18 protein-coding genes are annotated in these 18,440 nt (G+C 74.2%); 7 read left to right on the forward strand and 11 right to left on the reverse strand.

The window, feature by feature from the left end; translation table 11 throughout:
- Positions 1–102 precede the first annotated feature (102 nt).
- On the reverse strand, positions 103–666 hold the full coding sequence (locus tag ACWDD7_RS08940; RefSeq protein ID WP_351866282.1) for an NAD(P)H-dependent oxidoreductase: 564 nt from the start codon (positions 664–666) through the stop codon (positions 103–105).
- 100 nt (positions 667–766) lie between these two features.
- Between ACWDD7_RS08940 and ACWDD7_RS08945 the strand changes: the two genes are divergently transcribed.
- Both ACWDD7_RS08945 and ACWDD7_RS08950 read left to right on the forward strand, forming a co-directional pair.
- Positions 767–1,447: a TetR/AcrR family transcriptional regulator gene (locus tag ACWDD7_RS08945; RefSeq protein ID WP_351866280.1), complete on the forward strand. Its 681-nt coding sequence runs from the start codon at positions 767–769 to the stop codon at positions 1,445–1,447.
- A gap of 113 nt (positions 1,448–1,560) precedes the next feature.
- On the forward strand, positions 1,561–2,568 hold the full coding sequence (locus ACWDD7_RS08950) for a LacI family DNA-binding transcriptional regulator (RefSeq protein ID WP_450456881.1): 1,008 nt from the start codon (positions 1,561–1,563) through the stop codon (positions 2,566–2,568).
- A gap of 25 nt (positions 2,569–2,593) precedes the next feature.
- Here the strand turns inward: ACWDD7_RS08950 and trxA are convergent, their stop codons facing one another.
- Entirely contained in the window at positions 2,594–2,968 is a 375-nt protein-coding gene (gene trxA / locus ACWDD7_RS08955) for a thioredoxin (protein WP_351866275.1), read from the reverse strand.
- Positions 2,969–3,140: 172 nt separating this feature from the next.
- Between trxA and ACWDD7_RS08960 the strand changes: the two genes are divergently transcribed.
- A complete protein-coding gene (locus ACWDD7_RS08960) occupies positions 3,141–4,580 on the forward strand; it encodes a dihydrolipoyl dehydrogenase family protein (protein ID WP_450456882.1) in 1,440 nt (479 codons plus the stop codon).
- Positions 4,581–4,715: 135 nt separating this feature from the next.
- On the forward strand, positions 4,716–5,078 hold the full coding sequence (locus tag ACWDD7_RS08965; protein ID WP_351866271.1) for a hypothetical protein: 363 nt from the start codon (positions 4,716–4,718) through the stop codon (positions 5,076–5,078).
- A gap of 33 nt (positions 5,079–5,111) precedes the next feature.
- On the opposite strand, the gene ACWDD7_RS08970 is transcribed toward ACWDD7_RS08965, so the two are convergent.
- Positions 5,112–5,756 (reverse strand): peptide deformylase, encoded by a 645-nt coding sequence (locus ACWDD7_RS08970; RefSeq protein ID WP_351866269.1) that lies wholly within the window; start codon positions 5,754–5,756, stop codon positions 5,112–5,114.
- Between the two features lie 45 nt (positions 5,757–5,801).
- Positions 5,802–6,149 (reverse strand): tetratricopeptide repeat protein, encoded by a 348-nt coding sequence (locus ACWDD7_RS08975; protein WP_351866267.1) that lies wholly within the window; start codon positions 6,147–6,149, stop codon positions 5,802–5,804.
- Positions 6,150–6,320: 171 nt separating this feature from the next.
- Between ACWDD7_RS08975 and dxs the strand changes: the two genes are divergently transcribed.
- Positions 6,321–8,228 (forward strand): 1-deoxy-D-xylulose-5-phosphate synthase, encoded by a 1,908-nt coding sequence (dxs, locus tag ACWDD7_RS08980; RefSeq protein WP_351866265.1) that lies wholly within the window; start codon positions 6,321–6,323, stop codon positions 8,226–8,228.
- 77 nt (positions 8,229–8,305) lie between these two features.
- Here the strand turns inward: dxs and ACWDD7_RS08985 are convergent, their stop codons facing one another.
- On the reverse strand, positions 8,306–9,430 hold the full coding sequence (locus ACWDD7_RS08985) for an XdhC family protein (protein WP_450456883.1): 1,125 nt from the start codon (positions 9,428–9,430) through the stop codon (positions 8,306–8,308).
- 378 nt (positions 9,431–9,808) lie between these two features.
- Between ACWDD7_RS08985 and ACWDD7_RS08990 the strand changes: the two genes are divergently transcribed.
- Positions 9,809–10,567 carry an FAD binding domain-containing protein gene (locus tag ACWDD7_RS08990; protein WP_450456884.1) on the forward strand — a complete coding sequence of 253 codons (759 nt, stop codon included), beginning with the start codon at positions 9,809–9,811 and terminating at the stop codon, positions 10,565–10,567.
- 36 nt (positions 10,568–10,603) lie between these two features.
- Positions 10,604–11,146 (forward strand): hypothetical protein, encoded by a 543-nt coding sequence (locus ACWDD7_RS08995; RefSeq protein ID WP_450456885.1) that lies wholly within the window; start codon positions 10,604–10,606, stop codon positions 11,144–11,146.
- On the opposite strand, the gene ACWDD7_RS09000 is transcribed toward ACWDD7_RS08995, so the two are convergent.
- From ACWDD7_RS09000 to ACWDD7_RS09025, 6 genes are read right to left on the reverse strand one after another with little or no spacing between them, the layout of a single operon-like run.
- Entirely contained in the window at positions 11,115–12,593 is a 1,479-nt protein-coding gene (locus tag ACWDD7_RS09000; protein ID WP_450456886.1) for a hydrogenase large subunit, read from the reverse strand. The genes ACWDD7_RS08995 and ACWDD7_RS09000 overlap by 32 nt on opposite strands.
- A gap of 4 nt (positions 12,594–12,597) precedes the next feature.
- A complete protein-coding gene (locus ACWDD7_RS09005) occupies positions 12,598–14,247 on the reverse strand; it encodes a proton-conducting transporter transmembrane domain-containing protein (protein WP_450456887.1) in 1,650 nt (549 codons plus the stop codon).
- Positions 14,247–14,924 (reverse strand): hypothetical protein, encoded by a 678-nt coding sequence (locus ACWDD7_RS09010; protein ID WP_450456888.1) that lies wholly within the window; start codon positions 14,922–14,924, stop codon positions 14,247–14,249. Before ACWDD7_RS09010 ends, ACWDD7_RS09005 begins: the two co-directional genes overlap by 1 nt.
- The gene (locus ACWDD7_RS09015) at positions 14,921–15,880 is read right to left on the reverse strand and encodes a respiratory chain complex I subunit 1 family protein (RefSeq protein WP_450456889.1); all 960 of its coding nucleotides are present in this window, start codon (positions 15,878–15,880) and stop codon (positions 14,921–14,923) included. Before ACWDD7_RS09015 ends, ACWDD7_RS09010 begins: the two co-directional genes overlap by 4 nt.
- Positions 15,877–17,907, reverse strand: coding sequence for a proton-conducting transporter transmembrane domain-containing protein (locus tag ACWDD7_RS09020; RefSeq protein WP_450456890.1), 2,031 nt, complete (start codon positions 17,905–17,907; stop codon positions 15,877–15,879). Before ACWDD7_RS09020 ends, ACWDD7_RS09015 begins: the two co-directional genes overlap by 4 nt.
- Entirely contained in the window at positions 17,904–18,386 is a 483-nt protein-coding gene (locus ACWDD7_RS09025) for an NADH-quinone oxidoreductase subunit B family protein (protein ID WP_351866244.1), read from the reverse strand. Before ACWDD7_RS09025 ends, ACWDD7_RS09020 begins: the two co-directional genes overlap by 4 nt.
- Between the last annotated feature and the right edge of the window lie 54 nt (positions 18,387–18,440).

Below are 18,440 nucleotides of genomic sequence, written 5' to 3' on the forward strand. Positions count from 1 at the left end.
CCGGCCCCGGAAGTCGAGCGCGACGCGGAGGCGTACCCCCGGCCGCCGTACACGCGAAAGGGCCGGAGCCCCGGTGGCTCCGGCCCTTCGGCGCGCCCTGGCTCAGGCGGCCGCGGCCTCCGTCGCGGTGCCGTGCAGACGCGCCACGACCTCGGTCAGCTGGGCGGCGACCTCGGCGTCGTCGACCGGGTGGGTCTCGGCGAAGCGGGTCATGGAGCCGGGGATCGACAGCTTGATGTCCTCGATCACCTTGCCGCCGGCGATGCCGACCGACTTGCGGGTGTCGTCCTGCGCCCACACGCCGCCGAACTGGCCGAACGCGGTGCCGATCACGGCGACGGGCTTGCCGCCGAAGGCGCCGGCGCCGTACGGGCGGGACAGCCAGTCGATGGCGTTCTTCAGGACGGCCGGCATGGTGCCGTTGTACTCGGGCGAGAACAGCAGGAAGGCGTCGGCGGCCTGGGCGGCCTCACGCAGGGCCGCGGCCGGGGCCGGGACGCTGCCCTCGACGTCGATGTCCTCGTTGTAGAAGGGCACGTCGGCCAGGCCCTCGAAGAGCACGACCTCGGCGCCCTCGGGGGCGAGCTTGGCGGCCGCCTCGGCCAGCTGACGGTTGTGCGAACCGGCGCGGAGGCTGCCGACGAGCGCGAGGATACGAACAGACATGGGAAAACTCCAGAGGCTGAAACATCGACGTTACGATCCGGACCAAGGTCCGTTTAAATTTCTACCACCCTAACCGGACCGGGGTCCAGTTCTGTTCCCGGTGCTTTACCCTGTCTTCATGTCCAGCGCGCCGCCGCCCTTCCCGAAGCCGCAGGAGCCCTCCGACGCGCCCGCCCTGCTGGAGCTCGGGACGGCCCCCGAGGAGCCCTGCCTGCGTGCCGACGCGGCCCGCAACCGGGCCCGGTTGCTGGAGGCCGCCGCCCGGCTGATCGCGGAGCACGGTGTGGCCGGCGTCACCATGGAGGCCGTCGCGACGGCGGCCCGAGTGGGCAAGGGTACGGTCTTCCGCCGCTTCGGCGACCGCACCGGGCTGCTCATGGCCCTGCTCGACCACTCCGGCCGGCAGCTCCAGGCCGACTTCCTCGGCGGCCCCCCGCCGCTCGGCCCGGGGGCGCCGCCCCTGGAGCGGCTGCGGGCGTTCGGTATCGCGGTGCTCTACCGCTCGGCCGAACAGCTGGAGCTCCAGCTGGCCGCCCAGCCCGAGGCCTGCCGCCGCTTCTCCCACCCCGCGTTGCAGGCGCTGCGTACCCACGTCACCATGCTGCTGCGCCAGATCGTGCCGGACGCCGACTGCGACCTGCTGGCCCAGACCCTGCTGGCCTCGCTCGACCCGGCGCTCATCCACCACCTGACCCGGCAGCGCGGGATGCCCATGTCCCGCATCGAGGCGGGCTGGGTGGACCTGGTGGCGCGGGTGACGCGCACGGACCCGCCCGCCTGAGAAGGGGCCGAACGGCCGTCGATGGTCTCCGAACGGCCTTATGGTGTACGGGAGTTCGTCCAAAAACGAACCAAGGTCCCCCGCCCGTTCCGACCGCGGGCCGCTCTGCCAGGATGCGCTCTGTCATGGTGCAGATACCGAACACTCCCACGAGTGCCGATGTGGCCCGTCTGGCCGGCGTCTCGCGCGCGACCGTCTCCTACGTCCTGAACAACACCAGCGCCGTGCGGATCAGCGAAACCACACGGCGGCGCGTCCACGAGGCCGCGCGGGAACTGGGGTACGTCCCCCACGCGGCCGCCCGCAGCCTGCGCGCCGGACACAGCCGTACGGTTCTCATGCCCGCCCCGGCGATCCCCCTCGGAGCCCTCTACGGCACGTTCCTGAACGAGGTCCAGGGCGCCCTGGGCCGGCTCGACTACACCGTCGTCCAATACGGCTCCATCGGCCTGGAGGGCGACGAAGCCGCGCGCGCCTGGGCCGAGTTGCGGCCCGTGGCCGTGCTGGTGCCCGGCGCCGGGATCGGGCCGCGGGGCGTGGCGATCCTCAAGCGCTCCGGCGCCCGCGCGGTCGTCACGCTCGGCCCCGAACGCGTCGAGGGCGCGCACGCCGTGCTGATGGACCATGGCGCCGTGGGCCGGTGCGCGGCCGCCCACCTGTACGAACGCGGCCGGCGTCGCATCGGGGTCCTCGTACCCGAAGAGCCGGGCCTGGAGGCCTATTCGGGGCCCCGGCTCGCCGGCGCCCGGCAGGCGCTGCGCGACACCGGCGCGACCGTCACCGCGGTGCCGCTCGCCTACACCGAACGGGCCGCCGCCCGACTCGCCGCCCGGTGGCCCGAGTTGGACGCGGTGTTCGCCTACAACGACGAGTACGCCATGCTGCTGATGCGCGCCCTCCAGGACGAGGGGCTGCGCATCCCCGAGGACGTCGCCGTGATCGGCACCGACGACCTGATGCTCGGACGGCTGCTGCGGCCCCGGTTGAGCACCGTCCGCATCGAACTGCCCTCGGGCCGCGACCTTGCCGCCCTGGTCGACCGCGCGGTGCGCGCCCCGGGCGGCGAGCCGGAGGTGCACCGGGTCCTGGGCGCCGAGGTCGTACGACGCGAGTCCACGTGAACCCGGCCCGCCACACCCGGACGGGCTACCGCGCCTGGCCCTCCTGGGCGGCGATGCTCTTGCGGACCTCGTCCATGTCCAGCCGACGGGCCTGGCCGATGACGTCCGCGAGGGCCGCCTCGGGCAGGGCACCCGGCTGGGCGAACACGGCCACCCGGTCCCGCACGATCATCAGTGTCGGGATCGACTGGATGCCGAAGGCCTGCGCCAGCTCCGGCTGCGCCTCGGTGTCCACCTTGCCGAACACCAGGTCCGGGTTGTCCTCGGCGGCCTTCTCGTACACCGGTGCGAACTGCCGGCACGGCCCGCACCAGGACGCCCAGAAGTCGATGAGCACGAACTCGTTGTCCGTGACCGTCTGGTCGAAGTTGTCCTTGGTCAGCTCCACGGTGCTGCTCATGGCCTGGGTCCCTCTTCCTGTGCGGGGTCGTGGCGACGGCAAGAACACGGCCGGTGGGCCGCCTATTCCGGGCACCGCGCACGCGCACCGGATACCCCTCGCGCACCCGGGCGCCCGTGCGGGCGCTCGTACCCATGTGGCCACGGCGCACACCACCCACCAGACTGATCCCATGACGGAAACGACGGAATCGGAAACCATCGCGTACGACGTCGTGGTGCTCGGGGCCGGGCCCGTGGGGGAGAACGTCGCCGACCGCACCCGCGCGGCCGGCCTCACCACCGCGATCGTGGAGAGCGAACTGGTCGGCGGCGAGTGCTCCTACTGGGCGTGCATGCCCAGCAAGGCGCTGCTCAGGCCGGTCATCGCCCGGGCCGACGCCCGCCGGCTGCCCGGCCTCGCCGCGGCGGTCCAGGGCCCCCTCGACACCCCGGCCGTGCTGGAGCGCCGCGACACCTTCACCTCCCACTGGCAGGACGACGGCCAGGCCGACTGGGTGGAGGGCATCGGCGCCGACCTCTACCGCGGCCACGGCCGCCTCGCGGGCCCCCGCACGGTCACCGTCACCGTGTCCGACGGCGGCGTCACCACCCTGACCGCCCGACACGCCGTCGCCGTCTGCACCGGCACCCGCGCCCAGCTGCCCGACCTGCCCGGCCTCGCCGAGGTGCGGCCGTGGACCAGCCGCGAGGCCACCAGCGCGGAGACGGCCCCCGGTCGGCTGGTCATCGTCGGCGGCGGTGTCGTCGCCACCGAGATGGCCACCGCCTGGGCTGCGCTGGGTTCCCGGGTCACCGTGCTGGTACGCGGCAAGGGCCTGCTCGGCCGCATGGAGCCGTTCGCCGGGGAACTGGTCGCCGAGGCCCTCGCCGAGGCCGGCGTGGACGTGCGCACGGGCGCCTCCGTCGCGTCCGTCACCCGGGAGAACGGCGCCGTGGTGGTCCTCACTCGAACGGGTGAGCGGTTCGAGGCGGACGAGATCCTCTTCGCCACCGGACGCGTGCCGCAGACCGACGACATCGGCCTGGACACCGTCGGCCTGGAACCGGGCGGCTGGCTGGAGGTCGACGACACGCTGCTGGTCAACGGCACCGACTGGCTGTACGCCGCCGGCGACGTCAACCACCGCGCGCTCCTCACCCACCAGGGCAAGTACCAGGCCCGCATCGCCGGTGCCGCCATCGGCGCCCGCGCGACCGGCGCGCCGCTGCTCGGCGGGCCGTGGGGCGCGCACGCGGCCACCGCCGACCACGAGGCCGTACCCCAGGTCGTGTTCACCGATCCCGAGGCCGCCGCGGTCGGCCTCTCCCTCGCCGAGGCGGAACAGGCCGGCCACCGCGTCCGCGCGGTCGACGTCGAGTTCTCCTCCGTCGCCGGGGCGGCCCTGTACGGCGACGGCTACAAGGGCCGCGCCCGCATGGTCGTGGACCTGGAGGACGAGATCCTGCGCGGCGTCACCTTCGTCGGCCCCGGCGTCGGCGAACTCATCCACTCGGCCACGCTCGCCGTCGCGGGCCATGTCCCGATCAGCCGGCTGTGGCACGTGGTCCCGTCGTATCCGACGCTCAGCGAGGTGTGGCTGCGGCTGCTGGAGGCGTACCGGGACAACTGACGGGGATCCAGCGGCCTTCTGGGCCGCTGACGGGGCTGGGCGGACGCGGGCGCGGCCCGGGGGCGGTGGCGGTCGGGCCGGTCCGCCGTGTGGTGTGATGGGGGCTTTCCGGAGCGCGCGGACAACGGGGGGCGTATGCAGGACCGACGGCTGCACGGGGGGCTGGGCGCGGTGGCGGGCCTGGCCTCGGCGGTGCTCGCGGCCATGGTGCTGGGCAGGGCGTGGGACGCCTGCGACGCGGGGGTGAACAACGCGGCCGACAGCGGGTTCCTGCTGTACCTGTTCATACCGGGGCTCTGGGTGGTGCTGCTGCTGTGCTGGGCGGCCGTGGGCGCGCTCCCGGGAAACCGGCCCCTTCCCCGTTTTCTTGCCCGCGCGGTGGTGTTCCTCGCCGTTCTCTGGTGCGCGCTGTCGCTGTTCTGGGGCGGCAGGACGTACGACTGCCCCGGCGGCGTACCGCCCTGGTGGCCGGGACTCCTGCCGGCCCCGGGCTTCTGACGCACGGGGGGTGACGTCCGACATGCGGCGGGATCAGGGCAGTTCGAAGCCGAGGGCGTCGGCCGCCGCGGCCGGGGTCGGCTGGGACCACAGGGCCGCGACCGCCTCGTTGGTGGACAGGGAGCGCGGGTCGGCGCGGTCGAGGTAGAGCACGCCGTCGAGGTGGTCCGTCTCGTGCTGCACGATGCGGGCGGGCCAGCCGGTGAACACCTCGTCCACCGGGTTCCCGTGCTCGTCCTGGGCGCGCAGCCGCACCTCGGCGTGCCGGGCCACCACCGCCTGCCAGCCGGGCACGCTGAGGCAGCCCTCGAAGAACGCGGCGCGCGCGGTGCCGACCGGTTCGTACGAGGGGTTGACCAGCACCCGGAAGGGCTGCGGGCGGCGGCCCCGGACCGCGGCGATCTCCTCCGGCACGGGTGCGGGGTCCTCCAGGACCGCGATCCGCAGCTCCACGCCGACCTGTGGCGCGGCGAGGCCCACGCCGGGGGCCGCGTGCATGGTCAGGCGCAGGGCCTCGACGAAGCGGGCCAGCAGCGCGGGGCCGAGCCGGCCGTCGTACGGCTCGGTGGGGCGGCGCAGCACCGGCCGCCCCGCGGCGACGATGGGCAGGGGGCCGCCGGCGGCGAGGAGTTCCTCGACCCGTTCGGCGAGGGGCGCGTGATCACGGTCAAGTGCCATCGCGCCAGGATGCCACGGGGGCACACCCGGCACGAGGCGCGCGGCTCAGGGACGCGGGAAGTCGCCCGCGAGCGCGGAGGCGATCCGCAGGTGCTGCTCCGCCTCCTCGTGCCGCGACTGCCGCTCCAGCGTGCGGCCCAGCAGCAGACGCGCGTAGTGCTCCACCGGGTCGCGCTCCACGATCACCCGCAGCTGGTCCTCGGCACGCCGCAACTGCGCGGAGTGGTAGTACGCCCGTGCCAGCAGCAGCCGGGGCCCGGTCTGCTCCGGTACCTCCTCCACCAGCCCGGTGAGCACTCGCGCCGCCCCCGCGTAGTCCTTGGCCGCGAAGAACGCCCTGGCCCGCTCCCAGCGCTCGGCGGGGGTGCCGTGGTCGTAGTACGTGGTCTCCACTTGTGACCTCCTTCGCCGCGCACAACCGACCGGGTTGGTTCAATATTCCACTACCTGTGTCCGGGTGTCCTGACACCGGTCGCTCTTGCGCCCCCGGCCCCCTGAAACCGGTGGAATTGATAATCTTTCACCTTCGCATTCCCTGTCCGCAGTGCCGAAGGAGAATGACGCATGGGCGTTCTGGAGACGATCCACGGCCCGCAGGACCTGAAGAAGCTCGATGCCGCGGAGTTGGCAACGCTGGCCGGCGAGATCCGCGAGTTCCTCGTCGACGCCGTCTCCCGCACGGGCGGCCACCTGGGCCCGAACCTGGGCGTCGTCGAGCTGACCATCGCGCTGCACCGGGTCTTCGAGTCCCCGAAGGACCGCATCGTCTTCGACGTCGGCCACCAGACCTATGTGCACAAGCTGCTGACCGGCCGCCAGGACTTCTCCCGGCTCCGCAAGGAAGGCGGCCTCTCCGGATACCCCAGCCGTGCCGAGTCGCCCCACGACATCGTGGAGAACCAGCACGCCTCCGCCGCCCTGAGCTGGGCCGACGGCATCGCCAAGGCCGACCGCCTCATCGGCCGGCGCGACCGCTCGGTCGTCGCGGTCGTCGGCGACGGCGCGCTCACCGGCGGCATGACCTGGGAGGCGCTGAACAACATCGCCGCCGACAAGACCCTCCCCCTGGTCATCGTGGTCAACGACAACGGCCACTCGTACAACCCCACCATCGGCGGCCTCGCCTCCCATCTGGCCGCCCTGCGCACGACCGACGGCTACGAGCAGTTCCTGGAGCGCACCAAGGCCGTCCTCGACCGCACGCCGATCGTCGGCCGCTCGGTCTACGACGCGCTGCACGGCGCCAAGAAGGGCCTGAAGGACTTCATCGCCCCCCAGGGCATGTTCGAGGACCTCGGACTGAAGTACGTCGGCCCGATCGACGGCCACGACACCGAGGCCCTGGAGTCCGCGCTGTCCCGCGCCAAGCGCTTCGGCGGCCCGGTCATCGTGCACTGCATCACCGAGAAGGGCCGCGGCTACAGCTTCGCCGAGGAGTCCGACGAGCGCTTCCACCAGGTCAAGGTCATCGACCCCGACACCGGCAGGCCGGTCTCCGTCGCGGGCAAGGACTGGACCACCGTCTTCGGCGAGGAACTGGTCCGTCTCGGCAGCGAGCGCGACGACATCGTGGCGATCACCGCGGCGATGCAGAGCTCCACCGGCCTCGCCCCCTTCGCCGAGCGCTTCCCCGACCGCTTCTTCGACGTCGGCATCGCCGAGCAGCACGCCGCCGCCTCCGCGGCCGGCCTCGCCACCGCCGGACTCCACCCGGTCGTCGCCGTCTACGCCACCTTCCTGAACCGCTGCTTCGACCAGCTCCTGATGGACGTGGCCCTGCACCGCTGCCCGGTGACCTTCATGCTCGACCGCGCGGGCATCACCGGCGACGACGGCGCCTCCCACAACGGCATGTGGGACATGGCCGTGCTCCAGGTCGTCCCCGGCCTGCGCATCGCGGCGCCCCGCGACGCCGGCCAGCTGCGCGCCCAGATGCGCGAGGCCGTCGAGGTGGCGGACGGACCCACGGTGGTGCGCTACTCCAAGGGCACCGTCGGCCCCGAGGTCGCCGCCGTCGGCAGCGTCGCTGGCATGGACGTGCTCCGCGGCTCCGCCGAGGACGGCACCGACGTCCTCGTCGTCTCCGTCGGCGCGCTCGCCCCCATGTGCCTGGAGGTCGCCGACCGCCTCGCCGAGCAGGGCATCGGCGCCACCGTCCTCGACCCGCGCTGGATCAAGCCGGTGAACGCGGCCCTGCCCGGCATCGCCGCCCGCCACCGGCTCGTCGTCACCGTCGAGGACGGGGTGCGGGCCGGCGGTGTCGGCGCCGCCGTCGCACAGGCCCTGCGCGATGCCGAAGTGGACGTCCCCGTGCGGGACTTCGGCGTCCCCGCCGAGTTCCTCGACCATGCCGAACGCGGCCGCGTGCTCGCCCGCGTCGGCCTCACGGCCGCGGACGTCGCCCGCCGCGTCTCGGGCGTCTTCGCCGGCCTGGGCCGCGACGAACGCGACGAGATGGTCTTCCCCGGCTGAGCCGACGGACCCGCCCCAGCGGCCCGCAGCGGTGCCGGGGTCCCTACGGACGCCGGCACCGTACGCGCGGCCGCGCCTCACCGGTGGATCGGCAGCGGCGTCGTCTCCACCAGCCGCCGCCCCGTCCCGCCCCACCGCAGCGCGATGATCTCCGCCATGACGGCCACCGCCGTCTCCTCCGGCGTGCGCGCCCCGAGATCGAGCCCGATGGGCGAGGACAGCCGGGCGAGTTCCGCCTCGCTCATCCCCTCCTCGCGCAGCCGCCGCAACCGGTCCTCATGGGTACGACGGCTGCCCATCGCGCCGATGTAGCGGGCGGGTGTGCGCAGCGCCCGCTGGAGCAGCGGCACGTCGAACTTCGGGTCATGGGTGAGGACGCAGATCACCGTGTTCTCGTCCACGTCGGTCGACTCCAGGTACCGGTGCGGCCAGTCGACCACAAGCTCGTCCGCGTCCGGGAAGCGGCGGCGCGTGGCGAAGACCGGGCGGGCGTCGCAGACCGTGACGTGGTAGCCGAGGAACTTGCCGATCCGGGCCACCGCGGACGCGAAGTCGATGGCGCCGAACACCAGCATCCGCGGCGGCGGCGCGAAGGACTCCACGAACACGGCGACGTCGTCGCGCCGCTCCTCGCCCGCCCGTCCCATGCGCACCACAGCGGTGCTGCCCCGCGCCAGCAGCCCCCGCGCCCGCTCGGCGACGGCGGAGTCGAGGCGGGCGTCACCGAGCGTGCCCTCCGCGCCGGCCGGCGTGACGATCATCTGACCGGTGGGCGCTGCTGTGGGATCCGGCTCCGCGCCACCGTCCTCGTCGGGCAGCGGCGACACCACCGCCACCGGCCGCCCCGTCCCGATCGCCTCCAGCACCCCCGGCAGCCCGGGAAAGCGTCCCGCGCCCGCCGGCCGCACCAGGATCTCGATGATCCCGCCGCAGGTCAGGCCGACCGCGAGCGCGTCGTCGTCGCTCACCCCATACGTCACGAGCACGGCCTCGCCGGTCTCCAGGACCTCGCTCGCCAGCTCGTACACCGCGCCCTCGACACAGCCGCCCGAGACACTCCCGATCACCTCGCCGTCCTCGGCGACCGCGAGCGAGGAGCCCGCCTGGCGGGGCGCCGACTTCCAGGTCCGCACGACCGTCGCCACCGCGAACCGCCTGCCCGACGCACTCCAGGAGGAGAGGCCCTCCGCGATGTCCCGCATCCGTGTGCCTCCTTCGGCAGCGTCCACCACCGCACACCCCGACGGGTACCCGCTCGGGCGTCCGCGCAGGCGTACGGGCGCCCGGACCCCGGCGGCCGGCCCCGGTCCGAACCCCGCCGCAGCCCCGTTCACCCGCCCGGCGTCCGGACCGTGCGAACACCCTCCGCCGCATGTCAGCCCGTCCGGGCGGAGGCCCACTGATCTTTGGACAACGCGCCCGACGCGCCCGACCGCCCGCCGGGTGAGAGGGGAGTGCGGCACGCAGGTTCCCGCTCCGTTCGAGTACCAGCGGGTGGGCACGGTGGGCGAGGCGGTCGCGCTCCTGGACCGGCTCGGTGACACCGCCCGGCTGGTGGCCGGGGGCACAGCCTCATCCCGATGATGAAACTCGGGCTGGCCAATTTCGAGTACCTGATCGACATCGACGAGCTGCACGACGAACTGGGCCACATCCGCGTCGAGCCCGGTCTGATCCGCATCGGCGCGATGACCCGGCACCGCGAACTGCTGGAGTCCGGCGAACTCGCCACCGCCTTCCCGATCTTCCGGGACGCCGAACGGGTGATCGCCGACCCGGTCGTGCGCAACCGCGGCATCCTCGGCGGTTCCCTGTGCCAGGCGGACCCCTCCGAGGACCTCTCGGCGGTGTGCACCACGCTGGACGCGCCCTGTGTGATCCGCGGGACGGACGGCGAGCGGGTCGTCTCCATGGAGGACTTCCACCAGGGGCCGTACGAGACCGCCGTCGGCGACGCGGAGATCCTCACCGAGGTCCGCTTCCCGGTCCGCCCGCGCGGGTCCAGCGCCTATGAGAAGGTCGAGCTGCGCGCCGGGGACTGGGCGGTCGCCTCGGCGGGCGCGGCCGTCCGGCTGGACGAGGCCGGGCTGATCGCCGACGCACGGGTCGGCCTCGCCGCCGTCGGACCGAACACCGCCGGCATTCCCGGGATCGCGGACGCCCTGTGCGGACGGCCGCCCGCCGAGCAGCTGTGGGAGCGGGTCGGTGCCATCGCCGCCGAGGCATGCTCCGGCCGGGTCCCGCACGCCCGGGACGCATACCGCGGGCGCCCCTGTCCAGGGGCCTTGCGGCCCTCAAGTTTTTCCCGACAGGCCCCTGTGCCCGCCGCCCGCGGATGACGATGATCAGCGCATGGGGAGAAGGGAAATCCAGGAGTGATCGCCGTCGTCGGACATCCGGATCTCACCGTGCCGACGCTGGCGCTCCTGGAGGAGGAGCTGCGCACCCGGCTGGCCGACCGTGCCCGCACCGGGCGCGCCGGGCTGGTACGGGCCGGCAAGGGCCTGCCCGTGGCGTTCGGACGCGCCGCGCGCAAGGCGGGGCTGGCCCTGGTGACGGTGCTTCCGTCCCTCAGCGGGGTGCCCGCGTACGTCGCCGAGCCCGACCGCAAGGCGGCCGGCGAGCTGCTGTTGCTGTCGCAGATGGTGCGCCTGGTCGAGTACGACCCCGGCGACCGCGCCTCCTGCATCACCGCCGACGAGGCCCTGGTCCGCTCCTGCGCCCGGCTGCTGGCCGTCTGGGACGGGTCACCGTCCAACGGCCGTGACGCGACCGCCCACTTGGTGGCCTACGCCCGCAGCCACGGCGTGGACGTCGAGGTGCTGTGGCCGCGCGGCGCCGAGCACCGGGACGCCCTATCCGCCGGGGTGCCGGGCACCTGCGGTCTCACAGGTCGTTCCCCGCGTACGACAGATTGAAGCTCTTGTTGGTCAGCGGGAAGTCCGGCACGATCGTGTCGGCCAACGCGACCGGCAGCGCGGGCCAGTTGAAGAAGGACGGGTCGACCGGCTTGACCCGGCTCAGCGTGCCGTCGGGGGCGAGTTCGACCCGGGTCGCGATGGTGCCGCGCCAGCCCTCCACCAGGCCCACCCCGCTGCCGGGCCCCGTCCCCGGAACCGGCGGCGTGCCCAGCGCGGTGACCGGCCCGGCGAGATCGTCCGCGCACCGTCCGATCGTCGCGAGGGAGTCGTCGGTCTCCGCCACCCGCACCAGGAAACGGGCCAGCACATCGCCGCCGCCGCGCACGGCGGTCTCCGCCGCGTCGTGGTCGAGGAACGGGTGGGCGATCCGGGCGTCGTACGCGAGGCCGCTGGCGCGCGCCACATAGCCGAGGCAGCCGATCTCCCGGGCGGCGTCGACGGGCAGTACGGCGGTGCCGGTGAAGCGGTCGCGGACGGTGGAGTGGCCGAGGGCGAGGGCGGCGATCTCGCGGACGTCCTCGCCGATCGCCCTCAGCCGCCGTACGTCCGGCACGGAGCGCAGGACCGCGCCGCCGGGCACGATGCCGCCGCGCAGCAGCCGGTGGCCGGTGACCTCCCGGTTCAGGCGCAGGAGCTGCTCGCGGACGCGCTGGGCGTGGGCGTTGAGGATGCCGTGGCCGACGTCGTTGCAGAGCATGCCGAGGTCGGCGACGTGGTTGTGGACCCGTTCCAGTTCGAGGAGCAGGGCGCGGGCGCGCCGGGCCTCGGCCGGCACCTCGGCGCCGGTGGCCTCCTCGACGGCCAGACAGTAGGCGAGGGCATGGCCGACGGCCGTGTCGCCGCTGATCCGCTCGGCCAGCGGCAGTCCGGCCGCGATGGTCCGGCCCTGGAACAGCTTCTCGACGCCCTTGTGCACGAACCACAGCCGGGCCTTGAGCCGCAGGATGGTCTCGCCGACCACGGAGAACCGGAAGTGGCCCGGCTCGATCAGCCCCGCGTGCACCGGCCCGACCGGGATCTCGTACACGCCGTCGCCCTCGACCTCGATGAAGGGGTACGGCCCCTCCTGCTCCCCGAAGGGCGGCGGGGGCCCGGCGTCGGGGTCCATCGGGTACCAGCCGCGCGGCCAGTGGAAGTGCCGTACCAGACGCCGGGGCAGCGGATGCCCGAGCGGCACGACGCCGAACAGATCGCGCATCTCCCGCTCGAACCGGCCCGCCGGGTACGAGAGATGGGCCAGCGTCGGCAGCTCGGGACGGCCGGGGTCGAGGCGGACGTGGAGTTCGGTGCGGGTGTCGGGCGGCCCACAGACGAACAGGTACACCACGCGGATGCCGAGCCTGTCCTGGTGTGCGGCGACGAGGGCGAGCCGGTGTCCCCCGGCCAGCAACTCCGCTGCTTTGAGGGGGAGTTGTGAGGGTGTGACGAGTTCCGTGGTGCGCATCGGGTCAGCGCCCTCCGATCGCGCCGGCGGCGGCGCCCAGCAGGCCGGTGAGGGGCCCGGTGGCGGTGCCCAGGACCGCGCAGGCCGCCAGGGCGAGGAGCAGGGGCCACATGCCTTTCTCGCGAGGCTCCTTCGGCCTGTCGGGCGCCCGGCCGAGGAGCATATGGGCGGTACGGGCCGCGAGCGCGGTGAACGCGGTGAGCACCAGCAGCAGGGCCGTGGCCGTCGCCCAGGCGAGCCCGGTCCCGGCGGCGAAACCGGCGCGGGCGATGCCGAGTTCGGAGGCGAAGAGGCCGAACGGCGGGAAGCCCAGCAGCGCGGCCATCGCGCAGCCGAACACCCCGCCCGGCAGCGGCGCCCGGCCGAGCAGCCCCCGGATCCGGCCGATGCGCGAGGTACCGGTCAGCTGCAGGATCCGGCCCGAGGCGCAGAACGCGGCCGACTTGGCCAGCCCGTGCCCGGCGATGTGCAGCAGCGCGGCCGACAGGGCGAGGGGACTCCCGACCGCCGCGGCCAGGGCGATCAGGCTCATGTGCTCCATGCTGGAGTAGGCCAGCATCCGCTTGTGGTCGCGCTGGGCCAGCAGCAGCCCGGTGGCGAGGGCCAGGGTGAACAGGGCGATCCCGGCCAGCAGCACCCGGGTGAAACCGGCGCCGAGGGCGGCGTCGGCGATCACCCGGTAGCGCAGGATCGCCGAGAACGCCACGGACAGCAGCACCCCCGACATCAGCGCGGAGACCGGCGCGGGTGCCTGGCTGTGCGCGTCCGGCAGCCAGGCGTGCAGGGGGACCAGCCCCGCCTTGGCGCCGAAACCGAGGACGATCAGCGTGATGCCGAGCCGGGTGACCGCCGGGTCCAGGCGGTCGGCGTGGGCGACCAGCGTGGGCCAGTCCAGCGCCCAGGACTCGGCGACGCCCGCCTGCCGGGCCGCGTAGTAGACCAGCACCGTGCCGAGGAAGGCGAGCGCGATGCCCGCCGAGCAGATCACCACGTACTTCCACGCGGCCTCCACCGAGGCGCGGGTGCGGCGGTGGCCCACCAGGAAGGCCGTCACGATGGTCGTGGCCTCGACCGCCACCCACAGCACTCCCAGGTTGGCGGTCACCACGGCCAGAGACATCGCGGCCAGGAACGCCTGCACCAGTAGCTGATACCGCCACGCCGTACGACGGCTCGCGCGCCCGGCGGCGCGCTCACCCGCGAGGTACGCGGGCGCCGACGCGCACGCGATCAGCGCGACGGCGCCCACGACCAGCAGCATCCAGGCACTGAGGGCGTCGGCCCGCAGCAGCCCGGAGCAGGCGGTCAGCGGGCCCGTACGCAGGACCCGGTCGGCGAGGAGGGCTCCGCAGAGGAGGATCACGAGGGGGGAGAGGAGACCGGCCCGGACGGCGGGCCGGCGTCGCGGGAAGTACGGGGAGTGCGGGGGCTCTTGCCGCACGAGGGGTCGTCCGGCCGGTGACCCGGTGGCCTGGCCGGGGAGCACTCCCGCCGGACCCCCGGACACCCCCACCCCCACCGGCTCCGGGGTCCGCACCCGCACCGGGACCGGTCGGAGCGACCGTACCGGGGTGAGCGCGTACGCGGCCGCCGCCAGCAGCGGTACGGCGGCGGGCGCGGTGAGCAGGACGGCGGCGGTCGGCGTCGCGTTCATCAGTCGTGCAGCTCCCGCAGGTCGTCGATGTCGGTCGTGCCGAAGGCCGCCCGCATCCGGGTGGTGAGGATCTGCAGCACCAGCACCGCCAGCAGCACATCGAAGGAGACGCCCAGTTCGACGATGAGCGGCACACCGGACGTGGCGAGGAAGGCGGTGGCGGTGATGCCGTTGTCCAGCAGCAGGAACCCGACCACCTGGGCGAGCGCCCGGCGACGGGTCACCAGCACGAAGAACCCGGTCAGCACGACCGTGAGGCCCACCGGCAGCGCACGGGTGGCCGGGGTCGCGTCGAGCAGGATCAGCGGCCGGGACACCGCGCAGGCGAGGAGGGTGAGCAGGGCCGCGGTCAGCAGCGAGGCCGCCGTGTTGACCAGCGGCCGGGTCTCGCGCCCCTCCTCACCGCCCCGGTCGGCGGACAGCGCGGCCGGCGTGCGCCGCATCAGGTACGGCAGGACGCCCGCCCGCAGCAGGCCGATGCCGAGACCCGCCCCGACCAGGTCCCACCGCCGCTCGTGCGCGCCGAGCAGGACGGCGACCGCGGCCAGGGCCACCCCCTGGAGGGCGAACACCCGGATGATCGCAGCGAGTTCGCGTCGCCACAGCACCAGAACGGCCGCCAGCAGAAAGACGCCGCAGGCCAGATCGAGGAGCCGCGTGTACGGGCCGCCGCTCATGACGCTCCGTTCAGGAAGTACGAGGCCGACACCGCGAGCAGCGCCAACAGGAAGGAACCCGCGAGGAGTTCCGGCACCCGGAACAGCCGCACCTTCGCCCAGCACACCTCGGCGGCCGTGAGCAGCGCGCCCAGCACGGCCACCTTCAGCGCGAACAACGCCAGGGCAACGGCCAGCGCGGCCCAGGACGCGCCGGTGGCGATGCCCCACGGCACGGACAGCGAGGACAGCAGCCCCAGCAGCAGCGTCAGCCGCATCTGGGCGCCCAGTTCGACCAGCGCGAGGTCGGGGCCCGCGTACTCCAGCACCATCGCCTCGTGGATCATGGTGAGTTCGAGGTGGGTGGCGGGGTTGTCGACCGGGATGCGGCCGGTCTCGGCGAGCACCGCGACCGCCAGCGCGGCGATGGCGAGGAGTCCGGCGGGGGAGGCCGGCCGCGCCGACTGACCGGCCGCGCCGGAGACGATGGCCGGGATGTTGGTGGTCCCGGCCGGCATCGACAACGCGAACACCGAGAGCAGGATGGTCGGTTCGACCAGCGCCGCGACGGTCATCTCCCGGGACGCGCCCATCCCGCCGAACGCCGTGCCGGTGTCCAGGCCCGCCAGCGCGAGGGCGAGCGTGCCGAGCGCGAGCAGCGCCACCACCAGGATCAGGTCCGCGTGCCCGCTCACCGGCGTCGCGGTGGACAGCAGCGGCACCAGCGCGGCGGCCACCACCGTGGTGGCGACCAGCAGCGCGGGCGCGGCCCGGAAGGCGGGCCCGGTCCCGGCCGGTGTGACGGGCTCCTTGCGCAGCAGTTTGCGCGTGTCCCGCCAGGGCTGGAGCACTCCGGCCCCGGCCCGGCCCTCCAGCCGGGCCCGCACCAGCCGCATCCACCCCGTCAGCAGCGGCGCCCCGGCCACCACGGCCACGACCTGGCCGGCGACGGCCGCGTACCCGGTCCCGTTCCTCACCAGCCCACCGCCAGCACCGACAGCAGGACCACCAGCCCCGCGAAGCCATAGCCGAGATACACATGCACGCTGCCGCCCGCGAGCCGCCTGGCCGCCCGTCCGATGCCGGCCAGCCCCGCCGACACCGGTTCGTACAGCCGGTGTTCGATCCGGTCGGGCACCCGGTGCCGGAACCGGACCCGTTCCACCAGGTACGTCGACTCGCGCACCGGGGTGACGTCCACGTCCTGCTCCGGCGCGAGCACATCGTCGAAGACCCGTTGCAGCGGCTCGGCGAACGAGGTCGCCGTGTACGCCATGCGCGGCGTCGGCGCCCCGCCCCCGCAGTCCCACAGCCGTGCGCCGACCCGGCGCCGGCGGCCGCGGAGCCGGGGCAGCCCGGTCGCGAGCACCAGCGCGGCGGTGAGGGCGGCCGCCACCCACAGCGGGGACAGCGAGGCGGAGACGCCGGTCAGACGCACCCCGAGCCCGCCGCCGGTCACGGCGCCCGTCCCGGGCAGTCGCACCGCCTCCACCGCCCGGTCGAGACCGTCGCCGAGCAGCCCCGGCGCCACCGCGAGCGCCACCGTGCCCACCGCGAGCAGGGCCATCCCGGCCAGCATCGGGGGCGGTGCCTCGCGTGCCGCGGCGGCCCGTTCGTCGCGCGGGCGGGCGAAGAACGCGACCCCGAGCGCCTTGACGAACACGGCGGCGGCGATCCCGGCCGACAGCGCGATCAGCGCCACCGACAGGGGCAGCACGACGGCGACCGCGACCCCGGGCACCTTTATTCCGTGCATCAGGGACTGGAGCAGCAGCCACTCGCCGGTGAAGCCGTTGCCGGGCGGGAGCGCCACGGCGCCGAGCGCGGCCACCGCGAAGAAGGCGGCCGTGACGGGCATCCGGGAGCGCAGACCGCCCAGCCGGTCCAGGTCGCGCAGCCCCGTGGCGCGCAGCACGGACCCGGCCGCGCAGAACAACAGGGATTTGAAGGCGGCGTGGTTGACGAGATGCAGCAGCGCCGCGGCGAGCGCCAGCGCGGCCAGCGGACGGTCGCCGTCGGCCGCGAACAGCCCGCACGCGCCGACGCCGACGAGGACGAGGCCCATGTTCTCGACGGTCGAGTACGCCAGCAGTCGCTTGAGGTCGGACGCCATCGCCGCCTGGAGGATGCCGTGGACGGCGCTGAGCCCGCCGAGCGCCAGCAGCCCCAGCCACCACCACGCCGGGCCGCCGCCCAGCAGGTCGAGACCGGTGCGGACGAGGCCGTAGACGCCGAGGCCGGCCATGGCGGCGCTCATCAACGCCGAGACGGGGCTGGGCGCTTCGGGATGGGCCCGGGGCAGCCAGGCGTGCAGCGGCACCGCGCCCGCCTTCGACACGAACGCCGTCGCCACAGGTGCGAAGACCAGTCCGCGCGCGGCGGGGGAGAGGAGGTGCGCGCCGGTCCGCAGCGCGGTGAAGGTCTCGCCGTGCGCCTTCGCGGCGAACAGCGCGAACCCGGCGAGCAGCAGGACCAGGCCGAGATGGGTCATCACCGCGTACCGGACACCGGCCTGCCGCACGGTCGGGCGCTCGGCGTGCTCGGCGAGGACCAGCGACAGCGAGCCCAACGCCATCAGCTCCCACAGCACCAGGAACGTGGACACCGACGCGGCCACCGGGACGAGGACGAGGGACAGCGCGAACAGCGGCAGCACCGCCTGCGCGGTCCGCGAGCCGAGGGCGCCCGGCCCGTGCCCGGCCGCGTACCCGATGCCGTACACCCCGACCGCCGCCACGACCGCGCCCGCGACGGCCATGAACAGCCCCGCCAGGGCGTCCACCGCCACCCGCGTCCCGGTCAGCGGCAGCAGCCCGGGGAACACGGCCGCCCAGCGCCCGCCGCCGAGCGCGGCCACGCCCGCCGCCGCGCCGCTCACCCCGGCACCGGCGGTCAGCGCGCCGACGGCCACGACCCGCGGCCGGTACGGCAGCACGACGCCCGCCAGCGCGCCCGCGCCGCCCAGCGCGGTGGCCGTCGTCAGGGCGGCCGGGATCACGTTCACCGCCCGGTCACCCGGCGCAGCGCGGCCACGATCGCCGCCGGCTCCGGCGGGCACCCGGGCACCGCGAGATCCACCGGTACGACCTCGCCGACCGCGCCCTCGACGCCGTACCCGCCGGCGAACTCCCCGCAGTCGATCGCGCAGTCGCCGACCGCGACCACCAGCCGTGGTTCGGCCATCGCGGCCAGCGTCCGGCGCAGCGGCCCGGCCATGTTCCGGGTCACCGGACCGGTCACCAGGGCCACGTCCGCGTGCCGGGGCGAGGCCACCAGGCGGGCGCCGTAGCGCTCGGCGTCGTACACCGGGTTGAAGGCCGCGGCGATCTCGATCTCACAGCCGTTGCAGGAGCCCGCGTCCACGCAGCGCACCTGTGCCGAGCCGCCCAACCTCCGTGCGTTCTCGGGCGGTTGCCCGTCAGGACGGGGTGGGGCGGGCTCGGCGATCCGCCCGGTGCTCCGGATCTTGCGCAACAGGCCCATGAACCTCTCCCGGCTGCTGATGAGGGCTTTCGCCGGACCCAACAGGGGAAGGAG

The organism is Streptomyces sp. NPDC001056, assembly GCF_053598955.1.